Below are 21,349 nucleotides of genomic sequence, written 5' to 3' on the forward strand. Positions count from 1 at the left end.
CCCCTACACGTCCAGCAGCGGCTTGTGCTTGATGTGCCGGGCGAAGACCTGCATGAACTGCGGATCGACGCGCGCCCCCCAGACCGCCAGCGAGTGGCCGACGATCCAGAGCACGACGCCAGGAATCCAGAGTTGCAGGCCCAGCCCGACGGCGGCTGCCAGCGTGCCGTTGGCGATCGCCACGGTACGCGGTGCGCCGCCCATCAAGAGCGGTTCGGTCAGCGAACGATGCAGCGGCACTTCAAAGCCGGCCGCGAAGCTGTCCGGCCCGCTCATACGACGGCCCCGCCGGAGAAGCTGAAGAACGACAGGAAGAAGCTCGAAGCCGCGAACGCGATGGACAGGCCGAACACGATCTGGATCAGCTTGCGAAAGCCCCCCGATGTGTCGCCGAAGGCCAGCGCGAGGCCCGTGGCGATGATGATGATGACCGCGACGATGCGCGCCACCGGCCCCTGGATGGATTCGAGGATGGATTGCAGCGGGCCTTCCCACGGCATCGAGGAACCGGCGGCCTGCGCCGTTCCGGCCAGGAACAACAGCAGCGCGGCCAGCAGCAGCCCTTGCCCCGCAGGGCGGGCCAGGCTGCGCAGCCGTGCCAGGCTGGACAGGTGGGGAAGCGGATTTACGGAAAAGCGGAAAGCAGGAACGTGCATCTGCGTCATGGCAGTTCTCCAGGTTGGTCAAGGGATGGGGAAGGCGCAGCGGCATCGGCTGCAAGAGGAACCGGCGTCAGCTCGGGAAACGGCGTTTCCAGTGCATCCGCCAGCCGGTAGCCCACACCGTCGAAACCGACGACGCGGGCGATGCTTTCGACGCGGCGCTTGCGGCCGCGTCCGGCGATGTGGATCACCACGTTGACCGCCTCGGCGATCAGGGCGCGGGGCGGGTTCACCGCCACTTCGAGAATCAGTTGCTCCAGGCGCAGCAACGCACCCAGCGCGGAACCGGCATGGATGGTGGCAATGCCGCCGGGATGGCCGGTGCCCCATACCTTCACCAAGTCCAGGGCTTCGCCGCCGCGCACTTCGCCGACGATCACGCGGTCGGGCCGCAGGCGCATCGTGGCCCGCACCAACTCGGTCATGGACACCACGCCGGCGCGGGTGCGCAGCGGCACATGGTCGCGGGCTGCGCATTGCAGCTCGATGGTGTCTTCGAGCACCAGCACGCGGTCGCCGGTGGCGGCAATCTCGGCCAGCAAGGCATTGGCGAGCGTGGTCTTGCCGCTGCTGGTCGCGCCCGCGATCAGGATGTTCTGGCGCTCGCGCACGGCGCGGCGCAGGAAGTCCGCTTGGCCTGTGGTCAGGATGCCGTCGGCGACGTAGCGATCCAGGCCGATGATGCTCACGGCGCGCTTGCGCAGCGCGAAGGCCGGGCCGGGTGCGGCCGGGGGCAGGATGCCCTCGAAGCGTTCGCCGGTTTCGGGCAGCTCGGCGGTCAGCAGCGGTCGGCCGCGATGCACCTCCGCGCCGACGTGCGCGGCCACCAGCCGGATGATGCGTTCGCCATCGTCTTCGGACAGTTCCACGCCCAACGGCGTGCGGCCCGACGACAACCGATCCACCCATAGGGTGCGGTCGGGGTTGAGCATGATTTCCACCACGTCCGGGTCGGCCAGCGCGGCGGCGATGACTGGCCCCATCGCCGTGCGCAGCATCTGGATGCGGCGATCCATCGAAGCGGCGATGGAGGAGCGTTCGGGCGGGGTTTGCGGAACGGCGCTCATGAGGCACGCTCCGCAGCACGTTCATGGGCTTCGGCCAGCGCCGCCGCGTCGTCCATCCGTATCGGGTCGGGGTGCAGTTCTTCCACCACGTCGCGCACCAGGCTTCGGCCTCGCAGCAGGTGGCGGCCAAGCTGTTCCACGAATTGCTCGAAGCGCGCCTTGCCCTGGGCGCGGGCCGCATCCTGATGGGCCTCGGGCACCGGCGTGCTGACGGTCAGGAAGTAGCGGATGAACAGCGCCAGCGTCTCGATCTGGATGTTCTGGTCGCGCTCCAGGCGTTCGGTCTGCCGCGACAGGCGATCCAGCCGCTTGGCGATGGCGGCCTCGCGCTGGTCGCCGGCATCGGGCGATAGCCACGATGCGAGAGCCGCCGCGACGATGGACGACTTGGACACGCCCTTCTTGGCGGCCAGTTCTTCGAGACGCTTGGCGTGCTCAGGCTGGATGAACAGGTTGAGGCGGTATTGGCTCATAAGTCGATTCCGTCGTTGGGGTCGAGGGAAGCCAGCCGGGCCGTGCGCTGCATGGCCGGGTCGAGCTGGCCGGGGAAAGATGCAAAACCAGGCAGCGGTAGGTCGTCGTCGTCATCGAGCAGCGCCAGGTCGTTGCCGGCAGGCTGTGGTTCGGGGCTGTATTCGGTGACTTCAGATAGCTCTGGCTGGCGGCGCGGCCCGCCGTCGTCGGCGGTGCCCGCGCCATCGCTTGACAGGCCCGCAGCCGGGGCCGTTGGCACGGCTGGAATCGCCAGGCCGCTCCAGTCGTCGGGCCGGGCCGGTGGCGCATCGGCATAACGTCCAGTGATTTGCCCAGCCGCGAGCGCGGGCGGCGGCAATACGCGGTTCTTGAAATTCGCGTCGGCGTAGTAGCGCAGCTTCTTCGCCTTGATCGGTGCCATGCTGGAAACCATGACCACCGATTCGTCGGGCGGTAGTTGCATGACTTCGCCGGGCGTCAGCAGCGGGCGGGCCGTCTCCTGGCGCGACACCATCAGGTGCCCGAGCCACGGCGCGAGCCGGTGGCCGGCGTAGTTGCGCTGCGCGCGCAGCTCGGTGGCCGTGCCGAGCGTTTCGGAAATCCTTTTCGCTGTCCTTTCGTCGTTGGTAGCGAAAGTCACCCGGACATGGCAGTTGTCGAGGATGGAATGGTTCTGTCCGTAGGCTTTGTCGATCTGGTTGAGCGACTGCGCGATGAGGAAGCTGCGGATGCCGTAGCCCGCCATGAAGGCCAAGGCCGTCTCGAAGAAATCGAGCCGACCCAGGGCCGGGAACTCGTCAAGCATCAGCAGCAGCTTGTGGCGGCGCTCGATGCCGTCGCTGCCGTCGAGCGATTCGGTGAGCCGCCGGCCGATCTGGTTGAGGATCAGGCGGATGAGCGGTTTGGTGCGCGAAATGTCCGAAGGCGGCACCACCAGATACAGCGACACCGGATGCTCGGACGCGATCAGGTCGGCGATGCGCCAGTCGCAGCGCGAGGTGACTTCAGCCACCGTGGGGTCGCGGTACAGCCCCAGGAACGACATGGCCGTGGACAACACGCCCGACCGTTCGTTGTCCGACTTGTTCATCACTTCGCGGGCAGCGGATGCGACCACCGGATGCGGTGCATCGCCCAGGTGCTTCGTCGTCATCATCCGATGCAAGGTCAGCTCGAACGGGCTGGCCGGGTCGGAGAGGAAATTGGCAACACCGCGCAGTGTCTTGTCCTCGCCGGCATAGAGCACATGCAGGATGGCCCCGACCAGCAGCGCGTGCGAAGTCTTCTCCCAGTGATTGCGCTTCTCCAGCGCGCCTTCGGGATCGACCAGGATGTCGGCGATGTTCTGAACGTCGCGCACTTCATGCGCACCGCGCCGAACCTCCAGCAGCGGGTTGTAGGCTGCTGACTTCGCATCGGTCGGGTTGAACAGCAGACAATGCGAGAAGCGCGAACGCCAGCCGGCGGTGATCTGCCAGTTCTCTCCCTTGATGTCGTGGATGACGACCGACGCGGGCCACGACAGCAGCGTGGGCACCACCAGGCCGACGCCTTTACCGCTACGGGTCGGTGCAAAGGTCAGGACATGTTCCGGGCCTTCATGGCGCAGGTACTCGTTGCGATACTTACCGAGGAAGACGCCGGCCGCCTGGGTCAGCCCGGCCTTGCGAATGTCGCAGAACCTTGGTGACCCCTTCTGCAGAACCGTGCTTGAGGTAGACCAGTTCTGCCCCTTCGCGTCGCTGCGGTGTATCGATCAGGGAGAGGATGTCGGCCACCTTTTGCAGGTTTGAGGCAGCATCCACCACCAGCAGCATGTTGCCGGGGCCAAAGGAACCGATATGCCCTTCCTTTGAAATGATCGGCTGCAGGAAGGTCAGTGCCTCCTGGGAGGAGATCTGGGTAAGCGGGAAGACCCGGGCCAGAAAGGCATCGCCCAGGGGAATCCGTTCCTTGTCAGCCAGCTTCATACCGGCCTGTTTGGCGCTGCCGGTCGGCACCACCTTGTAAACCTTACCAGCCTGTATCAAGGTGAATCCTTTTAATTCAAGTACGGAGGTGAACAGGGCAAAGGCCTCGTCCTGCGACAACTTTGAAGGGGAGAAGACAGAGACCTTGCCCTTTACCCGTTCATCCAGGACGAAGTTTTTGCCGGTCAACTCGCTGATAAACTTCACCATGGTGGCGATCTCGACATCGGTGAAGTTCATGATCACCCCCTGGGCCGCTGCATGGAGCGGCGAGCTGCAGAGCGTCATAAGCAACAGAGCAATCAGTAGCGCTTTCAATTGTTTCACGCACAACCTCCAGGGTTAGCGAATATCATAGGCCAGCGAAGTGGGGGCGCCGTCACGAATCAGATCAAGCTTGATCCGGCTCTGGCCTTTCAAGGTCACAAAGGATTGAATCGCCTTTTCAGGCGAATCTATGGGAAATTCGTTGATTTTCATCAGGACATCGCCGTTTTTTAGGCCCACGGCAGCAAAGACCCCCTGGGGTTTTACTTCGGAGACCTTGAAACCTTCGACTTTACCATCCTTGACACTGGGCAGCAGGCGGGCATCGGTCATGGCCTGGCCGATGTTGTCCAGGGCGGCATTCAGGGCCCGTTGATCAATAATGCCTGAACCGCCGGGTAGTGCCTGGGTCACGCCGGTTGCGGCGGTCGCAGACTGGGCAGGTTTTGCCGGTTCGGCCGGGGCAGAGGGGGTGCGCAGGGTGATCAGTTGAGATCCTGAGCGTAGTTCTGCCGTTTCCTTTTTGATGGCGATCAACGTGCCAAGATCAAAGACCTTTTCGCCAAGTTTGAAGACCCGTTCTTCGTTGCTGCTGGTGCGGCGTACCAGGATAAAGCTTGTCCGGGGAGAGCCGATGGCGGTGCCAAGCAGGCTCAGGTCGCTTTGGGAAACAGGGGGGGGAGTATTGGCAGACGGCTGCAGGGCCGGGGTCAGTATCCCTTTGGTTGCCGGTCCGAACAGGGCCTTTTCAAGGATTAAGGCAAAGCCTTGCAGTTGTGTCTGTTGTTGAAACGGCAGATTTGACTGCTGTGCGCCCTTTGTCTGCAGCTTTGCCGGGGAGGTCCCCAGTTTGTAAGAGGCGATATCCGCCAGAATGCGCGCGGCTGTTATCAGGATAACAACAGAAAACAGCAGGTTCAAAGGGAGGGCAAGTCGTCGCATAGTGGGTCGAAAATATATACCAAATGGAGTTTGCATACAAGTAATGTTAAGTATAATTCCTGATTATTAGAAATATTGTAGCTATTTTAATTTACTAATAAAAACTAATATATGTAGAGGGTTACTCTCATCCAAAATATCAATCATGCAGTTTCGATGAAGTTAATATTCATCTTTACCGGAGATTATCTGAGAAAAAGATGGACTTTTTGTGAGACGGCCAGTGGTGATGTGTCCATCGTCTACACTTTATGCCGCTGAAGTAATAGGGAAATTGTCCATCTCCGCCGGATCTGCGGCCTTTTTCTTTCCGAAGATCAATGCGACCCAGATGCTGATTTCATACATCAGGTACATGGGAATCATGATGACGAACATGGTGATTAAGTCTGCGTGGAAGGCGGCTATAATAGAACTGGCCAGCAAGGCATATTTACGTTTAGGAGCCAGCATTTTGTAGCTGACAATGCCAAAGCGGGACAGAAGAAGGGTCAGAACCGGAAGTTCGAAGATCAGACCAAAGATCAGGATCAGGCGCAGACAAAAGTTTATATAGGCACTGATGTTGAACCAACTTTGTAAGCCTTCAACTTCATAGGAAAGCGAGAAGTTGATGATGACCGGCCAGATGACAACCAGAAAGAACATGGCACCGGCGCAGAAGGTGAGGGTGGCGGCGGTGACAAAAGGAACCACCATGCGCCGCTCCTTGTCAGTGAGTCCTGGAGCTATAAACAGCCATAGCTGCAGGAAAACCACCGGTAAGGCAAATACAAACCCGAGTAACATTGAGATCTTGCACTGGATGAAAAACGGTTCCAGTGGGGCACTGTAGTTGAGCGGACGCATTTTTTCCGGGGTGCTGATCTCCTGGTCCAGCTTATAGTAGGTATAAAGCCGGGGGGCCTGTTCTTTGACCTTGGCGTAGACCTTCTTCTTGATCTCGGTCAGGTAGGTCTTGCCGGTCAGGGGCTTTTCCACGAAGGTAAGGACCGGGCCGGAAAAGTTCCAGGCGATCCCCATGCCTATAACTACTGAAAAGACTATGATTATCAGTCTCTTGCGCAGTTCGGTCAAGTGTTCAATGAATGACGCAACGTTTTCTTTTTCTCTGTTCATGGGGCTCTTTTCTGCCGTAGGTGATGCATCGTGTCGTATATTTGATTGTTTAGAAGTGGAACAAACAGTTGGCTTTCCGATGTTATTGATTAAACCGCATTAATCTTTATCATATCAGGTATAGTGGGCGGTTTATTAACTGCTTCTTGCTTGTCTACGGTATCGTACTCGACCGGTCCAATTGTTGTCGCATGTTCAGGCACAGAACTTGTCACTGTGGGTTGCTGCTCTTTCTGCTCTTCGCCCTTGGTCTCCACCTGAACACTACGCTGGAAGTCATCAGTGGCCTTCTTGAATTCACCCAATCCCTTGCCCAGCGACTTGGCGAGTTCAGGCAATTTTTGTGGTCCTATAACGATCAGGGCAAGCACCATAATAATAACAAGCTCAGGCATTCCAATTCCGAACATGGTTAACTCCTTTATTTCATTCAGATATTATTTGTGCGTGCGGGAGGGTATAAAATTGTTCTCAAGCCTACTGTGAAAGCCGTTCGCAGATTTTCTAAAGCGAATCCAGATGCCGTTTTCATTACGCAGAACCAGAGAACCCCTGATCTTTGCCGCAGCCAGGGCTGCATCAAAAAGAGTATCGTCAAAGTTATGGCATTTGGGTTGCCAGTCAGGTTCAATTTTGCGCATCTTTTCAATTACCTCGTTGCGCACTTCCCGTGAACCAAATCCACCACCGATGAAAGCCTGGCCACCCGGAGCCAACACCCGCCAGATTTCGCGCAACACCTGAGGCAGATCATTCCAGAAATAGACAGAGCCGCGACTGACAACCAGATCGACGCTGTCATCTTCAAACGGCAGGTAATGAAGATCTCCGCAAGCTGCCGTCACCCGGTCTTCAAGCATCTTTTGGGCAATGTTTTGCTCCGCTAACTTCTTCATCTCACTGGACTCATTCAACAGACAGACCTGCAGCTTACTGTTCCAGGCCAGGGCCAGCCCCAGATAACCGCTCCCGCTGCCCAGATCCAGACAAAAACCGCTTTCAATGCCGGTACGATCAAGTATCTGTTGTGCAAGCAGGTAATACACCGGCGCAAAGACGTTGCGGGCAATTTGATCTAATTTTTGTACAGCAACATGCATATAGCGCTCCCTACTGTTCCTTATACACGCATCATGACGAACTCTATCAGCGTGAAAGCGCTACGTCATGCACCACAGGCAAATCCTTTCTCCATTTCTGCCATGGGATAGGAACGCTTCTTGGAACGATCGAAGATTGCATTGTGGCAGACCTTGCAGTCCTTGAACTTTTCAAAGTGTGTATCGTGGTTGAAGGCAACGACTTTAGCGTTTTTAAGACGGAATAAGATATCCGTGGCTTGTGCAGAGGCAGACATAAGCATGGTCATAGCTGCTGCGGAGAACGTGATAATGTGCCTGTTCATTGGACTCGCCTTGAAGCTGGTAGAATTTTGTGGATGAAAAGTTCGATTAGTACCAATACGGCTGTGTGCATTTAAGTGATAACGGATTTTCTTGTGAACTCACATTGTCAGCTGGGTTGAATAGGCAGACCGGAGCGGTTTCTCTGTTGGAGAAAGTGGCAACATCAGGTTGAGCTACTCGAATTAGTATCATTTTTGGGGCTTAACTCATTTTTGTCTTTATCATTCACTGCTTTCTTGAAGTTACTGATTGCTTTACCAAATGAGCTACCTATCTCCGGCAGCTTTCCCACTCCAAATATCATCATCACAATGGCTGAAATTATGAGTAATTCTGGTACACCAAAACCGAACATTGGGCGGTCTCCTTTCATGTTTAATCATGCATAGTTGGCTTATGATCAATATGTCGCTAGACTAGATCCGGGGATATGACCAGTCATGCTTCTGTTGAATTTGCCTGATCAGATTGTTAAGAGTTTTTGTCATCTAGCCCGGCTTGAGCTTGATTCGCAATAAGGTGGCTCTCCAGTGCATTGTCAAAGCACTGAATGTGCTGAACCCACTGTTCACGGAGCGTTTGCAACTCCTGCACGGTGCATAATCCAAGTTCCGCCTCATTGCGTAGTCTGGCAGTGGCTATAGCGAGTCGATGGTGGTCATGAAGATGGTGTCCATAGCCATGGTAGCGAATCGACACCATATGCGCTTCTTCTGAGAAGGTTTGGTTAAGTGTCATGTTGTGCAGTTCGCCAATAAGTACGCTCAAGTGGCATGCAGGGCTGTGTGAGACGTGGGCGATTATTGTGTCGATACGGTTGAGCAAATTGACATATCGACTGTCATGCTGCTTTGCATCCCAATGCAGGGAAAGGGGGGGCGGATTTGTAACTGCACAGTCAGCGGATTCTATGCACATAGCATCCTCCAGATTCTTATGTCAGGCGGCCAGCAGGTGCCCGAGCTTGTCGCGCTTGGTCTGCAGGTAGCGCATATTGGTACTCAACGCCTTCATCTCGATCGGTACCCGTTCAACAACATGCAGGCCGTATCCCTCCAGTCCGATCATCTTCTTGGGGTTGTTGGTCATCAGGCGGATCTTTCTGGCTCCCAGCGCCCTGAGCATCTGGGCGCCAATGCCGTAATCCCGCAGATCCGCCTTGAATCCCAGTGCCTCGTTGGCCTCAACGGTATCGCAGCCCTGATCCTGCAGTTCATAGGCCTTGAGCTTGTTGATCAGCCCGATCCCCCTGCCTTCCTGCCGCATGTACAACAGGATGCCTGTGCCTTCCCGTTCGATGCGGTCCATGGCCCGGCTGAGCTGCCCGCCGCAGTCACAGCGGATGCTGCCGAACACGTCACTGGTCAGACACTCCGAATGCACCCTGACCAGCACCGGCTCGTCCGGTCTGATCTCTCCCTTGACCAGGGCGATATGCTCCAGGCCGTCGACATCGTTCTCAAAGGCGATCACGCGGAACTTGCCGGCCCAGGTGGGCAGCTTTGCCTCTGCCACCGGCCGTACCAGTGATTCATGATTCAGGCGATAGGCCACCAGATCGGCCACCGAGCAGATCCGGATGCCGTGCCGCAGGGCAAACTCCTTCAACTGCGGCATGCGGGCCATGCTGCCGTCCTCGTTCATGATCTCGCAGATCACGCCGGCCGGTTTCAGTCCGGCCAGACGGGCCAGATCCACCGAACCTTCGGTCTGACCGGTGCGTACCAGCACACCGCCGGCCCGTGCACGCAGCGGAAAGATATGGCCGGGGCGGGAGAGATCCTCCGGCCCGGTGTTGTCGGCAATGGCGGTCAGGATGGTCTGGGCCCGGTCCGCTGCCGAGATGCCGGTGGTTACCCCGTGGCGTGCCTCAATGGAAACCGTAAAGGCGGTCTGGAATGGTGAGTTGTTCTCTGAAACCATCGGCGGCAGCTCAAGCTGGTCACAGCGCTCTTCGGTCAGGGTCAGACAGATCAGGCCCCGGCCGTATTTGGCCATGAAATTGATCGCCTCCGGGGTGACATGCTCGGCTGCCATGGTCAGATCGCCTTCATTTTCCCGATCTTCATCATCAACCAGAATAACCATTCTGCCGTTGCGGATATCCCTGATCGCCTGTTCTATGGAGGATCGTGCCATCGCTCTGTGCTCCTTTGCCTGTGACTGAAGAGAACTGGTGTCTGCTGAAAAATTGGGGGAGATCGCTCTCCCCCCATTGCACCACCTAAGGAGGATGCTTACCTGACGTAAGCGTCCGGTCTTAGTCTTGTTACGATACTGTTGGATTTGAAATCGTTTAAGTATCCTTTGGATTTAACTCTACCTGATCTTTACCTTCTGCCGATTTTCTGAAGTTACTGATTGCTTTGCCAAATGATCCTCCTATCTCTGGCAACTTTCCTACACCAAAGATTAACATTACCATAAATGCAATAATGAGAAGTTCTGGAACACCAAAGCCAAACATAAATACTATCTCCTTCCTTACGTAAATTAAAGGAATAGGAATTTGCTTTTTCGATGCAGACTGTATACCACTGGAAATGGGATTACGTCAATGGATTATCGGGACTTTTGGGGGGAAATCGGGAACTATCCGGGGAGATTCTGGCCTGATGACGGTTCAATCTGCATCATTGTTTGCAATTGCCGCCGCCTGACCAGCAAAAAACCACATTTTCGCCATTTTCAACACACACCATTCCTGCTGCAACGCCCCGTATTATCCGGCTTCACAGGTATTCCGGGATGAAGTACGCCTCTTCATACTCAATAATCTGGCTGTCGGCGTACACCAGCGCTGGTTCAGCTTCCACTATTACCGGCGGCCCCCTGCCACATTGCGGTTGCCGCTTCGGGACATCCCACAACCCCAGATGATCCAGAATCCTGCGGATCACCGGCTCTTCTTCGATAAACGCCAGTATCCGCATGACACCTTTGCAGTTCGGGCAGGTCAACGGATCGGTCTCGTAGACCTTCTGGATCAGCCTGGCCCAGTTGGCACGGCACTTTTTGCGATATGGTGTGTCGGCCTCTTGTTCGACAATCTGCGGTGTGTCGTTGTCGTCCATCCCTAGCTTCCTGCGCTTGCCTCTGGCGGCGTTGCTGTAGTAGCCGTAGTAGCGCACCATCTGCTCGCCATGCCGCGGAATGTGGCTGATGATCATAGCCAGCCAGTCAAGGGCGCTGAAGCTTTTGGTCGTGTGGCCGTCTTTTGAGCGGTAGATGACCGTGCCGCTCTGTTCAATGTAGGTCATCCGCTCCTGCGAGAACTGGCAGCGGATGATGTAATGGGCCAGCTTCTCCAAGGCGTCGCGGTCATCAGCCGCTATCGGCTCGCAGATATGTACGTTGAAGCCGCTGTGATGCCAGGACATGAGCAGATCAATGTGCCACTGGGTGATGGCACCCTTATCCAGCAGCATCTTCAAGACCTTGTGCCGGAAGAGCTGTTCCAGTGCGTGGAAATCGTAATACGGAGTGATGTGGAAGATGCCATGCTCGTCAAAGGTGCCATCGGATATTATGATGTGGCAGTGAGGGTTGAAACCGAGGAAGTCGCCGAAGGTCTGGATGGAGCAGGCGCAGCCGGGCATGGAGTTGTCTGTGCCTGTCATGTACTCTCTCAGCGTCTCCCAGGCGGTGCGGCTTAGATCGGCAAGAAGTGTGCGATCAAACAGGAAACAGCGGCGGATCAGCTTGGGGATGGAGAAGACAATGTGACGATGTGGTACGGTGACGGCAAGATCATCGAGAAACCATTCGCCGAACTCCACCACCCGTTTCTGATGGCATGACGGGCAGAAGTGACGGCGCTTGCAGGAAAAAGCGACCAGATATTCGTGACCGCAGTCATCGCACTTCACACGGGCGAAACCATTGTGCAGACAGCCGCAGTCTAGGTAACGAAAGATCGTTAACCTGATTTCAGGTCTCAGATACCCGAAACGGGACTGATACCGCTCCTCGTGTACCCGCTCCAGCTCCTCGAAATAATCCTCAACACAGCGGTAATAGTCGGATAACCGGGGATTGCGCGGGCTGTATGGCGCAACGGAGTTTTGCATGACACACCTGCCAGAGATGTGTTATGCGTAAGGTGTGCCATGGAGAAAGAGTGAGTTCCAACCATCGGCAACACCGGTCAAGCCGGTGGTGCCTCAGCCCCGTTAACCGGTAACTTTATGATCCATGCATTGCCCGGTATGGGCGCCGACCATAGAATGTACCCAGCACCTTGGACAAGCATTCCTGGATTTGTAGCGCATGACTGGGTGCGTTATGCCGGGGAGCAGAGTTTCATCTCCTTGGCTTCGCCGCCACTCATCACGACACCGGCAAGCTTCAGAAAACTGTCCAGCTTGATGAAGTCGGTATCTATTGCAATCTTCTCTGACATGATACCCCTTTCGGTCCTGCAGTTGCTGAGCATTTCAGCAGCAGCAACACTACACGAAGCCCTGATTGCCGTCAATCCAGCGCAGCCGGAAGGGCAGGCAGGTAAATAGTGAAGACCGTCCCGACGCCGACCTGGCTGCTGACGTCGATGAAGCCTTTGTTTTGAGCGACTATCCCGTAGACGGTCGCAAGGCCGAGTCCGGTGCCGCTGCCTACCTCTTTGGTGGTAAAAAACGGTTCAAAGATATGTTCAAGGGTCTCTGTTTCAATCCCTGCGCCGTCATCCCTGATACCCAGCAGCAGATACTCGCCCGGCACCGCTTCTTTGCACGGGAGGCGTGATTGCGTATCAATGGTTGTCCGTGCTGTCGTAATGGTGATAGCACCGCCGTCCGGCATGGCATCGCGGGCATTCAACAACCGTCGTTGACGGGACCAGTGTCCGGTGGACCCACGCCTTGACTTCATCGTTGCTGAATGCCTTGACTCTGGAGAAGACAACGTACAAAGGGTTGTTCTTGTCGTTGGTCTGAACGGCAGCAATGAACGGAACTTTGTTCTCGGATCCGCGACCTACCTTGCCGCCGGGATATTCGCCACCCAGGTAGGCATCGTCCACTTCAACGCGGCCTGAGAGTCGGGTGGAATTTTCTCGTTCAACCATGACCTGCATGAGCTTGTGCTTCATCCGCCAGGCTGCCGGATAACTAAGGCCCGTCAGGCGTCGCAGCTCCAGAATAGAAACGTTATTTTTGGTTTGGCTGAGAAAGTACATGGCTTGGAACCACCGGGTTAGCGATAACTTTGTCGAGTGAAAAATCGTTCCCTCGGTCAGCGTTGTCTGGGTTCGACAGACACGGCACTGAAAAATCTTCACGCGACCTCGACGGTACAGTGAGTGCTCCTTTGTTTTGCACTTCGGACACTGGAACCCTTGAGGCCATCGAGATCTTTCAAGTGTGTCCTCGCATTGGGACTCGGTGCCATAATTGGCCAGAAACTGGTTCAGGCTCATCCCGGTCTGAAACTGAATTCGATTCATCTTCATGGCATGCCTCCCTGAGAGTAGTGCCATGAATTTACCTTCCACGTATGTCAGATTACGTCACAACCATGACCCGGCGGAAGATTAGTGCTAATCAGGTTGATTTTTGTTCTATGCTCATAACTTTTTCATTGTCATACTTGGTGAATGTTTTATTCGTTATCCTTAAGATTCCCGAAAGTGCGGGCAAAGGTTTCGTTGTACAGACTCCAAACAACGAAATTGCTGATTCCCCACTTGACTGAATACGCTTGCTGTGGACAGCCGTTCATGCATCTGTAACATCTGATACAGGTGCTTTTAATTTCAGGTTCCGAGCGGACAGTTATGCTTTGTGTCGGGCATTCGTGAACACACCATTGACATTGATTACAGCGCCCTGCTTGTGCTTTTGGTTTGGGGAGCAACAATCTGAGCAGGGGTTCTTTCAGTAATAGGCCAGCAACGCTATACAGGTTTAAGCTGGGTTTTAAGAGATCGTTTCTAGCCTCTTTCGTTGTGATTAAGGCTCCATTATGTATGTCTTCAATTAAAGAACCTGCAAAGCTCTTAGCCTTTTCCAGATCGCTTTGATTTGGCCTGCCGGGGCTTTGCCCATTAATGCATGGGAGGGGATGAGCATTGGTTCCTTTGCAAATGAACGCTCCAAGGACATTCGCTCCTTTTTTTTCAAGTGGCTTAGCCAGATCTCGCAAAACACGGCCTGGAGCACCGCCCGACGTGGAAAAAACAAAAACATCCCTTCCCTTCATAGAGGAAATCTTCGCAAGGAATTGTCGTACAGGAGTCGGAGCCTGACTTTCAAAGCAGGGAGAACCCACACCGATCAGATCCGCATTTTGAAAATCATCCATACTCAGTTCTTTAAACGGAATTAAGCTGACATCAACATTTTCATGCTGTTGCATCTCTTTGGCCATAACTTCGGCAACTTTTTTGGTGTTTCCAGTTTGCGAAAATACGATGATGTTAACCTTCATTTTTTATTCTCCTTATATTGTTGGATTAGAATCAATGAAGTCAGGTAGCCGAATCGCACTTGCTAGTTTGATTCGACTCCTGACAGTCATAAAACGGTTGATTGTTTTTAAAATTCGTAGCTTTCTGATTCTCCGCCCATGGAACCAATGCTTGCTTTAGTATCTTTTAGATAGTAAGGTGCAATGACTTCTTTCGGGAACATCTGTTCAATCTGTTCACTCATACTGATGAAAGCATCCTTTGTCTCATCAGTATCATCAAGGACTGCAGCTCCATAAAGTCTTAATATTTTCTCATCATAATAAGCAGATATTGCTACTTTGCCATCGATCTGGAGCTGTTTGTGAAGGTTCATTGGCTTAGCGAGGATGAAGTACAGTTTTCCATTGTAAGGTATAGCAATACCCATTGGTCTTACATCAGGACCGGCTTCACCATTCGTTGCCAGATACCACACTTTGCTGTCCTGCAAATACTTTGCTACTACATTAACATTTTCCATGATCATTCTCCTTTTCTTGATAGATAAACTTGTTATTTATCTTTAACATGATATAATCATAGCATGCATTACAAATTATGCAAATACTATTAATAAAGATATATACTATCATAATTGATAGTATATATCTTTTCATTAAGGAGTGCTTATGAATTCTAAATACTTAGAAGAATGTTCCGAATGTAAAATCAGTAATGATGTAAAAATGCAACTGTGTCCATATTGCATGGCACAAAAAGTTATTATGGGAAAGTGGAAATTATTGATATTCTGGCATCTTCAACAAGGAACTAAAAGGTTCAGTCAGTTAAATCGACTCATCCCCTGCACTCAAGCAACATTAAACAGTCAACTGAAGGAGCTTGTGCTAGACGGAATCGTTCATCGTGAAGTCTATCAAATTATTCCTCCGAAAGTTGAGTATTCATTAACACCTCTTGGAGAGAAATTTTGTGATGTTATAAGCTCTATGGGGAATTGGGGACTAACTTATTTCCATGCCAATGGTATGTTAACAGACATGAAAGAGTAGATCAAATAGTGAAATAGTCAATTAGATTTGTAACACCACTATAGGTCATTTCGGGGTCTGTCAATTATTTTGTGCTTTTAGCTATTAATCTCCTTTACAATAGATAACTTTGAGCCCTTTCCGATCGGTTTTTCAGCTCATTGAGAACCACCAGCCAGAACTTGGAGGTTGTCAATAGGAATTTGCTTTTTCGATGCAGACTGTATACCACTGGAAATGGGATTACGTCAATGGATTATCGGGACTTTTGGGGGGAAATCGGGAACTATCCGGGGAGATTCTGGCCTGATGACGGTTCAATCTGCATCATTGTTTGCAATTGCCGCCGCCTGACCAGCAAAAAACCACATTTTCGCCATTTTCAACACACACCATTCCTGCTGCAACGCCCCGTATTATCCGGCTTCACAGGTATTCCGGGATGAAGTACGCCTCTTCATACTCAATAATCTGGCTGTCGGCGTACACCAGCGCTGGTTCAGCTTCCACTATTACCGGCGGCCCCCTGCCACATTGCGGTTGCCGCTTCGGGACATCCCACAACCCCAGATGATCCAGAATCCTGCGGATCACCGGCTCTTCTTCGATAAACGCCAGTATCCGCATGACACCTTTGCAGTTCGGGCAGGTCAACGGATCGGTCTCGTAGACCTTCTGGATCAGCCTGGCCCAGTTGGCACGGCACTTTTTGCGATATGGTGTGTCGGCCTCTTGTTCGACAATCTGCGGTGTGTCGTTGTCGTCCATCCCTAGCTTCCTGCGCTTGCCTCTGGCGGCGTTGCTGTAGTAGCCGTAGTAGCGCACCATCTGCTCGCCATGCCGCGGAATGTGGCTGATGATCATAGCCAGCCAGTCAAGGGCGCTGAAGCTTTTGGTCGTGTGGCCGTCTTTTGAGCGGTAGATGACCGTGCCGCTCTGTTCAATGTAGGTCATCCGCTCCTGCGAGAACTGGCAGCGGATGATGTAATGGGCCAGCTTCTCCAAGGCGTCGCGGTCATCAGCCGCTATCGGCTCGCAGATATGTACGTTGAAGCCGCTGTGATGCCAGGACATGAGCAGATCAATGTGCCACTGGGTGATGGCACCCTTATCCAGCAGCATCTTCAAGACCTTGTGCCGGAAGAGCTGTTCCAGTGCGTGGAAATCGTAATACGGAGTGATGTGGAAGATGCCATGCTCGTCAAAGGTGCCATCGGATATTATGATGTGGCAGTGAGGGTTGAAACCGAGGAAGTCGCCGAAGGTCTGGATGGAGCAGGCGCAGCCGGGCATGGAGTTGTCTGTGCCTGTCATGTACTCTCTCAGCGTCTCCCAGGCGGTGCGGCTTAGATCGGCAAGAAGTGTGCGATCAAACAGGAAACAGCGGCGGATCAGCTTGGGGATGGAGAAGACAATGTGACGATGTGGTACGGTGACGGCAAGATCATCGAGAAACCATTCGCCGAACTCCACCACCCGTTTCTGATGGCATGACGGGCAGAAGTGACGGCGCTTGCAGGAAAAAGCGACCAGATATTCGTGACCGCAGTCATCGCACTTCACACGGGCGAAACCATTGTGCAGACAGCCGCAGTCTAGGTAACGAAAGATCGTTAACCTGATTTCAGGTCTCAGATACCCGAAACGGGACTGATACCGCTCCTCGTGTACCCGCTCCAGCTCCTCGAAATAATCCTCAACACAGCGGTAATAGTCGGATAACCGGGGATTGCGCGGGCTGTATGGCGCAACGGAGTTTTGCATGACACACCTGCCAGAGATGTGTTATGCGTAAGGTGTGCCATGGAGAAAGAGTGAGTTCCAACCATCGGCAACACCGGTCAAGCCGGTGGTGCCTCAGCCCCGTTGAACTTGATTAAATAGCAGTGCAAAGAAATACGCTAATTCTCTGATGGATGAGTTTGAGGCCAAATATCCTGAAGCCATTAAAACTCTGGAAGAAGGGTTGGAAGACTCACTACAGTTTTTCAGCTTTGCAGAGATTGATTCAAGAAAGATCGCGTCAACCAACCTGCTGGAAAGACTCAACCGAGAAGTACGTAGAAGAACCCGGGTGGTTGGGATATTCCCAAGTATGGATTCCTATATTCGGCTAGTAACCAGCTACCTTATTGAGTATAGCGAAGACTGGTGCAGTGGCCGATCCTATATCAATCCAAAAATCATCACTTCGATTGAGCAGGAACGTTCAAAAGCTGCGTAAGCCTTAATCATTAATTCAGAAAAGCATGACGCTCGGCGCTAGCCAAGCAAACTCTCTTTGATTTAGGGTTACTCTTTGGGGTGAAAGAGACTTTGCCGTCTTCAAGCGTTTTGGTAGGGTGCACGTGTCAATGGGATGATGCCGAGCATATCCTCGGCCTGACGGCCTCCGGTATCCCTCGCATCACCCTTGACACTCTTCCCAACTTACGCTTTTACATAAAACATTTAGCCTTAAGGGGTTCTGATGGTTTTTGCGAACATTTCTTGACACTATCAATAGAGTAGTTTTATAATAATTATAAGGCACGTGCAATTATTATTAAGGAGGAAGATTCGAATGGGAGAAATCAACAGGAGGAATTTTTTAAAAGCCTCGATGCTTGGAGCAGCTGCAGCTGCTGTAGCCTCGGCATCTGCGGTGAAGGGGGCCGTTAGTCCCTTGGTGGCTGAGGCTGCGGACATTATGGCTCCGATCACGGAAACCTCAGAATTTCCATACAAGGTGGATGCAAAGTACCAACGTTACAATAGTCTGAAGAACTTACGGGCCTATCTGGTTGCATAATGACGATTGAAATTCAGAAGGAGGGGGAAACACAAACATGATGAAAAAAATGAATAAAATTATAGTGGCAATGGCTGTAGCTCTGGCAGCGACGTTATGCGGCGGCGTTGCATTTGCCGGGGCGCCTTTTGTCAGCCTTGAGGGGTATGGCGGCATCGCCTTCAACCCATTGGCATATGTTGCGGCTCCGGCCGATGAACCTGGATTCAAGGCAGGTTCTGTGGTGGAGATTGCCAAGCCCAGGATCGGCGCTTTCTATGTAAACCTCAACGATAAGGACATTGACTGGGGTACAATGGGAATCGCTACGGCCATCAACAAGAGAGTTGAGGTGTCGTATGGCTATGAGCTAATTGCAATCGGCGGGGTAAAGAACATCCACAAGAGCAACGTTGGCGCTAAAGTATGTGTCCTGGATGAAAATGCCTTCGGCCAGGCTTGGATACCAGCGGTCTCTGTTGGTGCCGTCTTTAAGCAGACTACCGGTCAGGTCGTAGGTTCAGACAAGAACGGTTTTGATGCCTATCTGGTTGCCTCCAAAACCATCACGCAAACACCTGTGCCATTGATTTTCTCTGCCGGTGTCCTCACGACACAGGGCTATGTCAACGGTATCCTGGGCTTTGACAACAAAAGGAAAGAAGTGTTCTTTGGTAACATCGATGTGATCCCGGTCAGCTGGCTGGCTCTCGGGTTTGAATATAAGCAGGGGCCTGACTACGGGGCGTGGAAAGATGCTGATTACTGGAATGTGCATGCCGGGTATTTTGTCAATAAGAATCTGACCTTGGTGGCGGCCTATACCAATGCCGGTGACAGGCATAATAAAAAACTGGTGGGACTAGGCGGCGGGCCGGTTGTTAGCGCACAGTATTCCTTTTGACCACAGGCTGGTAGCTATGAGATAGAGTTGCCAGTGGTTTGTTGCACAATCTGGATTTGACAAAAGGGAGAGTCGGTATCGGCTCTCCCTTTTTGTATTGCGGTGTAGTAGATAATTCCCTTGTCATCAGGCTGAAAAGTGAAGCATTGGTGGTATACTGGCAGACATGAACAGTGAACAAAAGACAATATGGCATACCCTTGGCGTGGATCAGGCACTTGAGCAGCTGCAAACGGTTGTCGAAAGCGGTTTGACAGCAGAGCAGGCTGACCGGCGTTTGCAGCAGTACGGGCAGAACGAGCTGACCGAGCAGGCCGGACGTAGCCCCTGGCAGATCCTCTGGGAACAGTTTACCTCTACCATGGCCTTGATCCTGACCGCTGCTGCCGTGGTTTCCGGTCTGGTGGGATCGTTCAAGGATGCAGGCACCATCTTTGCGATCGTGATCCTGTTTGCGCTGTTGGGGTTTGCCCAGGATTTTCGGGCTGAGCGGGCCATTGCCGCCCTGAAGCGGATGGCCGTGCCGCTGGTGCGGGTGCGAAGGGATATGACGGTACAGGATATTCCTTCCAGCCAGCTAGTACCGGGAGATGTTGTGCTGCTGGAGGCTGGTAGCGTGGTTCCTGCTGATTGCCGTCTGCTGGAGGCCCATGGTCTGCGGGTACAGGAGTCCCTTTTAGTCAATAGGAATTTGCTTTTTCGATGCAGACTGTATACCACTGGAAATGGGATTACGTCAATGGATTATCGGGACTTTTGGGGGGAAATCGGGAACTATCCGGGGAGATTCTGGCCTGATGACGGTTCAATCTGCATCATTGTTTGCAATTGCCGCCGCCTGACCAGCAAAAAACCACATTTTCGCCATTTTCAACACACACCATTCCTGCTGCAACGCCCCGTATTATCCGGCTTCACAGGTATTCCGGGATGAAGTACGCCTCTTCATACTCAATAATCTGGCTGTCGGCGTACACCAGCGCTGGTTCAGCTTCCACTATTACCGGCGGCCCCCTGCCACATTGCGGTTGCCGCTTCGGGACATCCCACAACCCCAGATGATCCAGAATCCTGCGGATCACCGGCTCTTCTTCGATAAACGCCAGTATCCGCATGACACCTTTGCAGTTCGGGCAGGTCAACGGATCGGTCTCGTAGACCTTCTGGATCAGCCTGGCCCAGTTGGCACGGCACTTTTTGCGATATGGTGTGTCGGCCTCTTGTTCGACAATCTGCGGTGTGTCGTTGTCGTCCATCCCTAGCTTCCTGCGCTTGCCTCTGGCGGCGTTGCTGTAGTAGCCGTAGTAGCGCACCATCTGCTCGCCATGCCGCGGAATGTGGCTGATGATCATAGCCAGCCAGTCAAGGGCGCTGAAGCTTTTGGTCGTGTGGCCGTCTTTTGAGCGGTAGATGACCGTGCCGCTCTGTTCAATGTAGGTCATCCGCTCCTGCGAGAACTGGCAGCGGATGATGTAATGGGCCAGCTTCTCCAAGGCGTCGCGGTCATCAGCCGCTATCGGCTCGCAGATATGTACGTTGAAGCCGCTGTGATGCCAGGACATGAGCAGATCAATGTGCCACTGGGTGATGGCACCCTTATCCAGCAGCATCTTCAAGACCTTGTGCCGGAAGAGCTGTTCCAGTGCGTGGAAATCGTAATACGGAGTGATGTGGAAGATGCCATGCTCGTCAAAGGTGCCATCGGATATTATGATGTGGCAGTGAGGGTTGAAACCGAGGAAGTCGCCGAAGGTCTGGATGGAGCAGGCGCAGCCGGGCATGGAGTTGTCTGTGCCTGTCATGTACTCTCTCAGCGTCTCCCAGGCGGTGCGGCTTAGATCGGCAAGAAGTGTGCGATCAAACAGGAAACAGCGGCGGATCAGCTTGGGGATGGAGAAGACAATGTGACGATGTGGTACGGTGACGGCAAGATCATCGAGAAACCATTCGCCGAACTCCACCACCCGTTTCTGATGGCATGACGGGCAGAAGTGACGGCGCTTGCAGGAAAAAGCGACCAGATATTCGTGACCGCAGTCATCGCACTTCACACGGGCGAAACCATTGTGCAGACAGCCGCAGTCTAGGTAACGAAAGATCGTTAACCTGATTTCAGGTCTCAGATACCCGAAACGGGACTGATACCGCTCCTCGTGTACCCGCTCCAGCTCCTCGAAATAATCCTCAACACAGCGGTAATAGTCGGATAACCGGGGATTGCGCGGGCTGTATGGCGCAACGGAGTTTTGCATGACACACCTGCCAGAGATGTGTTATGCGTAAGGTGTGCCATGGAGAAAGAGTGAGTTCCAACCATCGGCAACACCG

25 protein-coding genes and 3 pseudogenes are annotated in these 21,349 nt (G+C 53.6%); 5 read left to right on the top strand and 23 right to left on the bottom strand.

Annotated features, from left to right (window positions below; translation table 11 throughout):
- Nucleotides 1–3 precede the first annotated feature (3 nt).
- The 21 genes and pseudogenes from FY034_RS18285 to FY034_RS18385 form a co-directional block, all read right to left on the bottom strand.
- Entirely contained in the window at nt 4–276 is a 273-nt protein-coding gene (locus tag FY034_RS18285; RefSeq protein ID WP_004883097.1) for a VirB3 family type IV secretion system protein, read from the bottom strand.
- The gene (locus FY034_RS18290; protein ID WP_041111012.1) at nt 273–665 is read right to left on the bottom strand and encodes a TrbC/VirB2 family protein; all 393 of its coding nucleotides are present in this window, start codon (nt 663–665) and stop codon (nt 273–275) included. The genes FY034_RS18285 and FY034_RS18290 overlap by 4 nt, the downstream gene beginning before the upstream one ends.
- On the bottom strand, nt 662–1,729 hold the full coding sequence (trbB, locus tag FY034_RS18295; protein WP_041111014.1) for a P-type conjugative transfer ATPase TrbB: 1,068 nt from the start codon (nt 1,727–1,729) through the stop codon (nt 662–664). Before trbB ends, FY034_RS18290 begins: the two co-directional genes overlap by 4 nt.
- A complete protein-coding gene (locus tag FY034_RS18300) occupies nt 1,726–2,202 on the bottom strand; it encodes a ribbon-helix-helix protein, CopG family (protein ID WP_041111016.1) in 477 nt (158 codons plus the stop codon). Before FY034_RS18300 ends, trbB begins: the two co-directional genes overlap by 4 nt.
- Nucleotides 2,199–3,878 (bottom strand): annotated as a pseudogene (locus tag FY034_RS18305) (conjugal transfer protein TraG); the annotation flags it as partial. The gene FY034_RS18300 and the pseudogene FY034_RS18305, both read right to left, overlap by 4 nt.
- A complete protein-coding gene (locus tag FY034_RS18310) occupies nt 3,829–4,461 on the bottom strand; it encodes a secretin N-terminal domain-containing protein (RefSeq protein WP_416222797.1) in 633 nt (210 codons plus the stop codon). The gene FY034_RS18310 and the pseudogene FY034_RS18305, both read right to left, overlap by 50 nt.
- A gap of 54 nt (nt 4,462–4,515) precedes the next feature.
- Nucleotides 4,516–5,382, bottom strand: coding sequence for a type II secretion system protein N (locus FY034_RS18315; RefSeq protein WP_265555349.1), 867 nt, complete (start codon nt 5,380–5,382; stop codon nt 4,516–4,518).
- A gap of 249 nt (nt 5,383–5,631) precedes the next feature.
- Nucleotides 5,632–6,501 (bottom strand): twin-arginine translocase subunit TatC, encoded by an 870-nt coding sequence (gene tatC, locus FY034_RS18320; RefSeq protein WP_012469353.1) that lies wholly within the window; start codon nt 6,499–6,501, stop codon nt 5,632–5,634.
- Nucleotides 6,502–6,590: 89 nt separating this feature from the next.
- Nucleotides 6,591–6,911: a twin-arginine translocase TatA/TatE family subunit gene (locus FY034_RS18325; RefSeq protein WP_012469354.1), complete on the bottom strand. Its 321-nt coding sequence runs from the start codon at nt 6,909–6,911 to the stop codon at nt 6,591–6,593.
- 27 nt (nt 6,912–6,938) lie between these two features.
- Nucleotides 6,939–7,601: a class I SAM-dependent methyltransferase gene (locus tag FY034_RS18330; protein ID WP_265555351.1), complete on the bottom strand. Its 663-nt coding sequence runs from the start codon at nt 7,599–7,601 to the stop codon at nt 6,939–6,941.
- Between the two features lie 65 nt (nt 7,602–7,666).
- Nucleotides 7,667–7,906: a c(7)-type cytochrome triheme domain-containing protein gene (locus FY034_RS18335; protein ID WP_265555352.1), complete on the bottom strand. Its 240-nt coding sequence runs from the start codon at nt 7,904–7,906 to the stop codon at nt 7,667–7,669.
- A gap of 164 nt (nt 7,907–8,070) precedes the next feature.
- Complete coding sequence (locus FY034_RS18340; RefSeq protein WP_265555354.1) at nt 8,071–8,262, bottom strand: twin-arginine translocase TatA/TatE family subunit; 192 nt, start codon at nt 8,260–8,262, stop codon at nt 8,071–8,073.
- 116 nt (nt 8,263–8,378) lie between these two features.
- Entirely contained in the window at nt 8,379–8,825 is a 447-nt protein-coding gene (locus FY034_RS18345; RefSeq protein ID WP_265555356.1) for a hypothetical protein, read from the bottom strand.
- 21 nt (nt 8,826–8,846) lie between these two features.
- Nucleotides 8,847–10,046, bottom strand: coding sequence for a bifunctional 3,4-dihydroxy-2-butanone-4-phosphate synthase/GTP cyclohydrolase II (locus FY034_RS18350; protein ID WP_265555357.1), 1,200 nt, complete (start codon nt 10,044–10,046; stop codon nt 8,847–8,849).
- Nucleotides 10,047–10,203: 157 nt separating this feature from the next.
- Nucleotides 10,204–10,374, bottom strand: a complete 171-nt coding sequence (locus tag FY034_RS18355) for a twin-arginine translocase TatA/TatE family subunit (RefSeq protein ID WP_265555358.1) — start codon at nt 10,372–10,374, stop codon at nt 10,204–10,206.
- Nucleotides 10,375–10,639: 265 nt separating this feature from the next.
- The gene (locus FY034_RS18360) at nt 10,640–11,977 is read right to left on the bottom strand and encodes a transposase (protein WP_224963446.1); all 1,338 of its coding nucleotides are present in this window, start codon (nt 11,975–11,977) and stop codon (nt 10,640–10,642) included.
- 212 nt (nt 11,978–12,189) lie between these two features.
- On the bottom strand, nt 12,190–12,309 hold the full coding sequence (locus FY034_RS18365) for an RNA-binding S4 domain-containing protein (protein WP_416222789.1): 120 nt from the start codon (nt 12,307–12,309) through the stop codon (nt 12,190–12,192).
- A 71-nt stretch (nt 12,310–12,380) separates the two neighbouring features.
- Nucleotides 12,381–12,776, bottom strand: coding sequence for a sensor histidine kinase (locus FY034_RS18370; RefSeq protein ID WP_322573246.1), 396 nt, complete (start codon nt 12,774–12,776; stop codon nt 12,381–12,383).
- Nucleotides 12,724–13,356 (bottom strand): annotated as a pseudogene (locus tag FY034_RS18375) (IS1595 family transposase); the annotation flags it as partial. The gene FY034_RS18370 and the pseudogene FY034_RS18375, both read right to left, overlap by 53 nt.
- 149 nt (nt 13,357–13,505) lie before the next feature.
- Nucleotides 13,506–14,333 carry an EFR1 family ferrodoxin gene (locus FY034_RS18380; protein WP_265555359.1) on the bottom strand — a complete coding sequence of 276 codons (828 nt, stop codon included), beginning with the start codon at nt 14,331–14,333 and terminating at the stop codon, nt 13,506–13,508.
- Nucleotides 14,334–14,440: 107 nt separating this feature from the next.
- Nucleotides 14,441–14,836, bottom strand: a complete 396-nt coding sequence (locus FY034_RS18385) for a pyridoxamine 5'-phosphate oxidase family protein (protein ID WP_015261803.1) — start codon at nt 14,834–14,836, stop codon at nt 14,441–14,443.
- A gap of 148 nt (nt 14,837–14,984) precedes the next feature.
- Here FY034_RS18385 and FY034_RS18390 point away from each other — a divergent pair, with 148 nt between their 5' ends.
- A complete protein-coding gene (locus FY034_RS18390; RefSeq protein WP_322573247.1) occupies nt 14,985–15,368 on the top strand; it encodes a helix-turn-helix domain-containing protein in 384 nt (127 codons plus the stop codon).
- Nucleotides 15,369–15,773: 405 nt separating this feature from the next.
- Here the strand turns inward: FY034_RS18390 and FY034_RS18395 are convergent, their stop codons facing one another.
- Nucleotides 15,774–17,111, bottom strand: a complete 1,338-nt coding sequence (locus FY034_RS18395; RefSeq protein ID WP_224963446.1) for a transposase — start codon at nt 17,109–17,111, stop codon at nt 15,774–15,776.
- 118 nt (nt 17,112–17,229) lie between these two features.
- Here FY034_RS18395 and FY034_RS18400 point away from each other — a divergent pair.
- The 4 genes and pseudogenes from FY034_RS18400 to FY034_RS18415 all read left to right on the top strand — a co-directional run.
- Nucleotides 17,230–17,571: pseudogene (locus FY034_RS18400) on the top strand (transposase); the annotation flags it as partial.
- 339 nt (nt 17,572–17,910) lie between these two features.
- Nucleotides 17,911–18,138, top strand: a complete 228-nt coding sequence (locus tag FY034_RS18405; protein ID WP_416222790.1) for a twin-arginine translocation signal domain-containing protein — start codon at nt 17,911–17,913, stop codon at nt 18,136–18,138.
- Nucleotides 18,139–18,175: 37 nt separating this feature from the next.
- Nucleotides 18,176–19,021 (top strand): DUF3034 family protein, encoded by an 846-nt coding sequence (locus FY034_RS18410; protein WP_265555360.1) that lies wholly within the window; start codon nt 18,176–18,178, stop codon nt 19,019–19,021.
- Between the two features lie 166 nt (nt 19,022–19,187).
- Entirely contained in the window at nt 19,188–19,955 is a 768-nt protein-coding gene (locus FY034_RS18415) for a cation-transporting P-type ATPase (protein WP_265555361.1), read from the top strand.
- Here FY034_RS18415 and FY034_RS18420 read toward each other — a convergent pair.
- The gene (locus FY034_RS18420; protein WP_224963446.1) at nt 19,936–21,273 is read right to left on the bottom strand and encodes a transposase; all 1,338 of its coding nucleotides are present in this window, start codon (nt 21,271–21,273) and stop codon (nt 19,936–19,938) included. The two genes, FY034_RS18415 and FY034_RS18420, sit on opposite strands and share 20 nt — an antisense overlap.
- Between the last annotated feature and the right edge of the window lie 76 nt (nt 21,274–21,349).

Origin of the sequence: Trichlorobacter lovleyi (assembly GCF_015239775.1) — a bacterium.
In the GTDB taxonomy this organism is placed as follows: Bacteria; Desulfobacterota; Desulfuromonadia; order Geobacterales; family Pseudopelobacteraceae; genus Trichlorobacter; species Trichlorobacter lovleyi_B.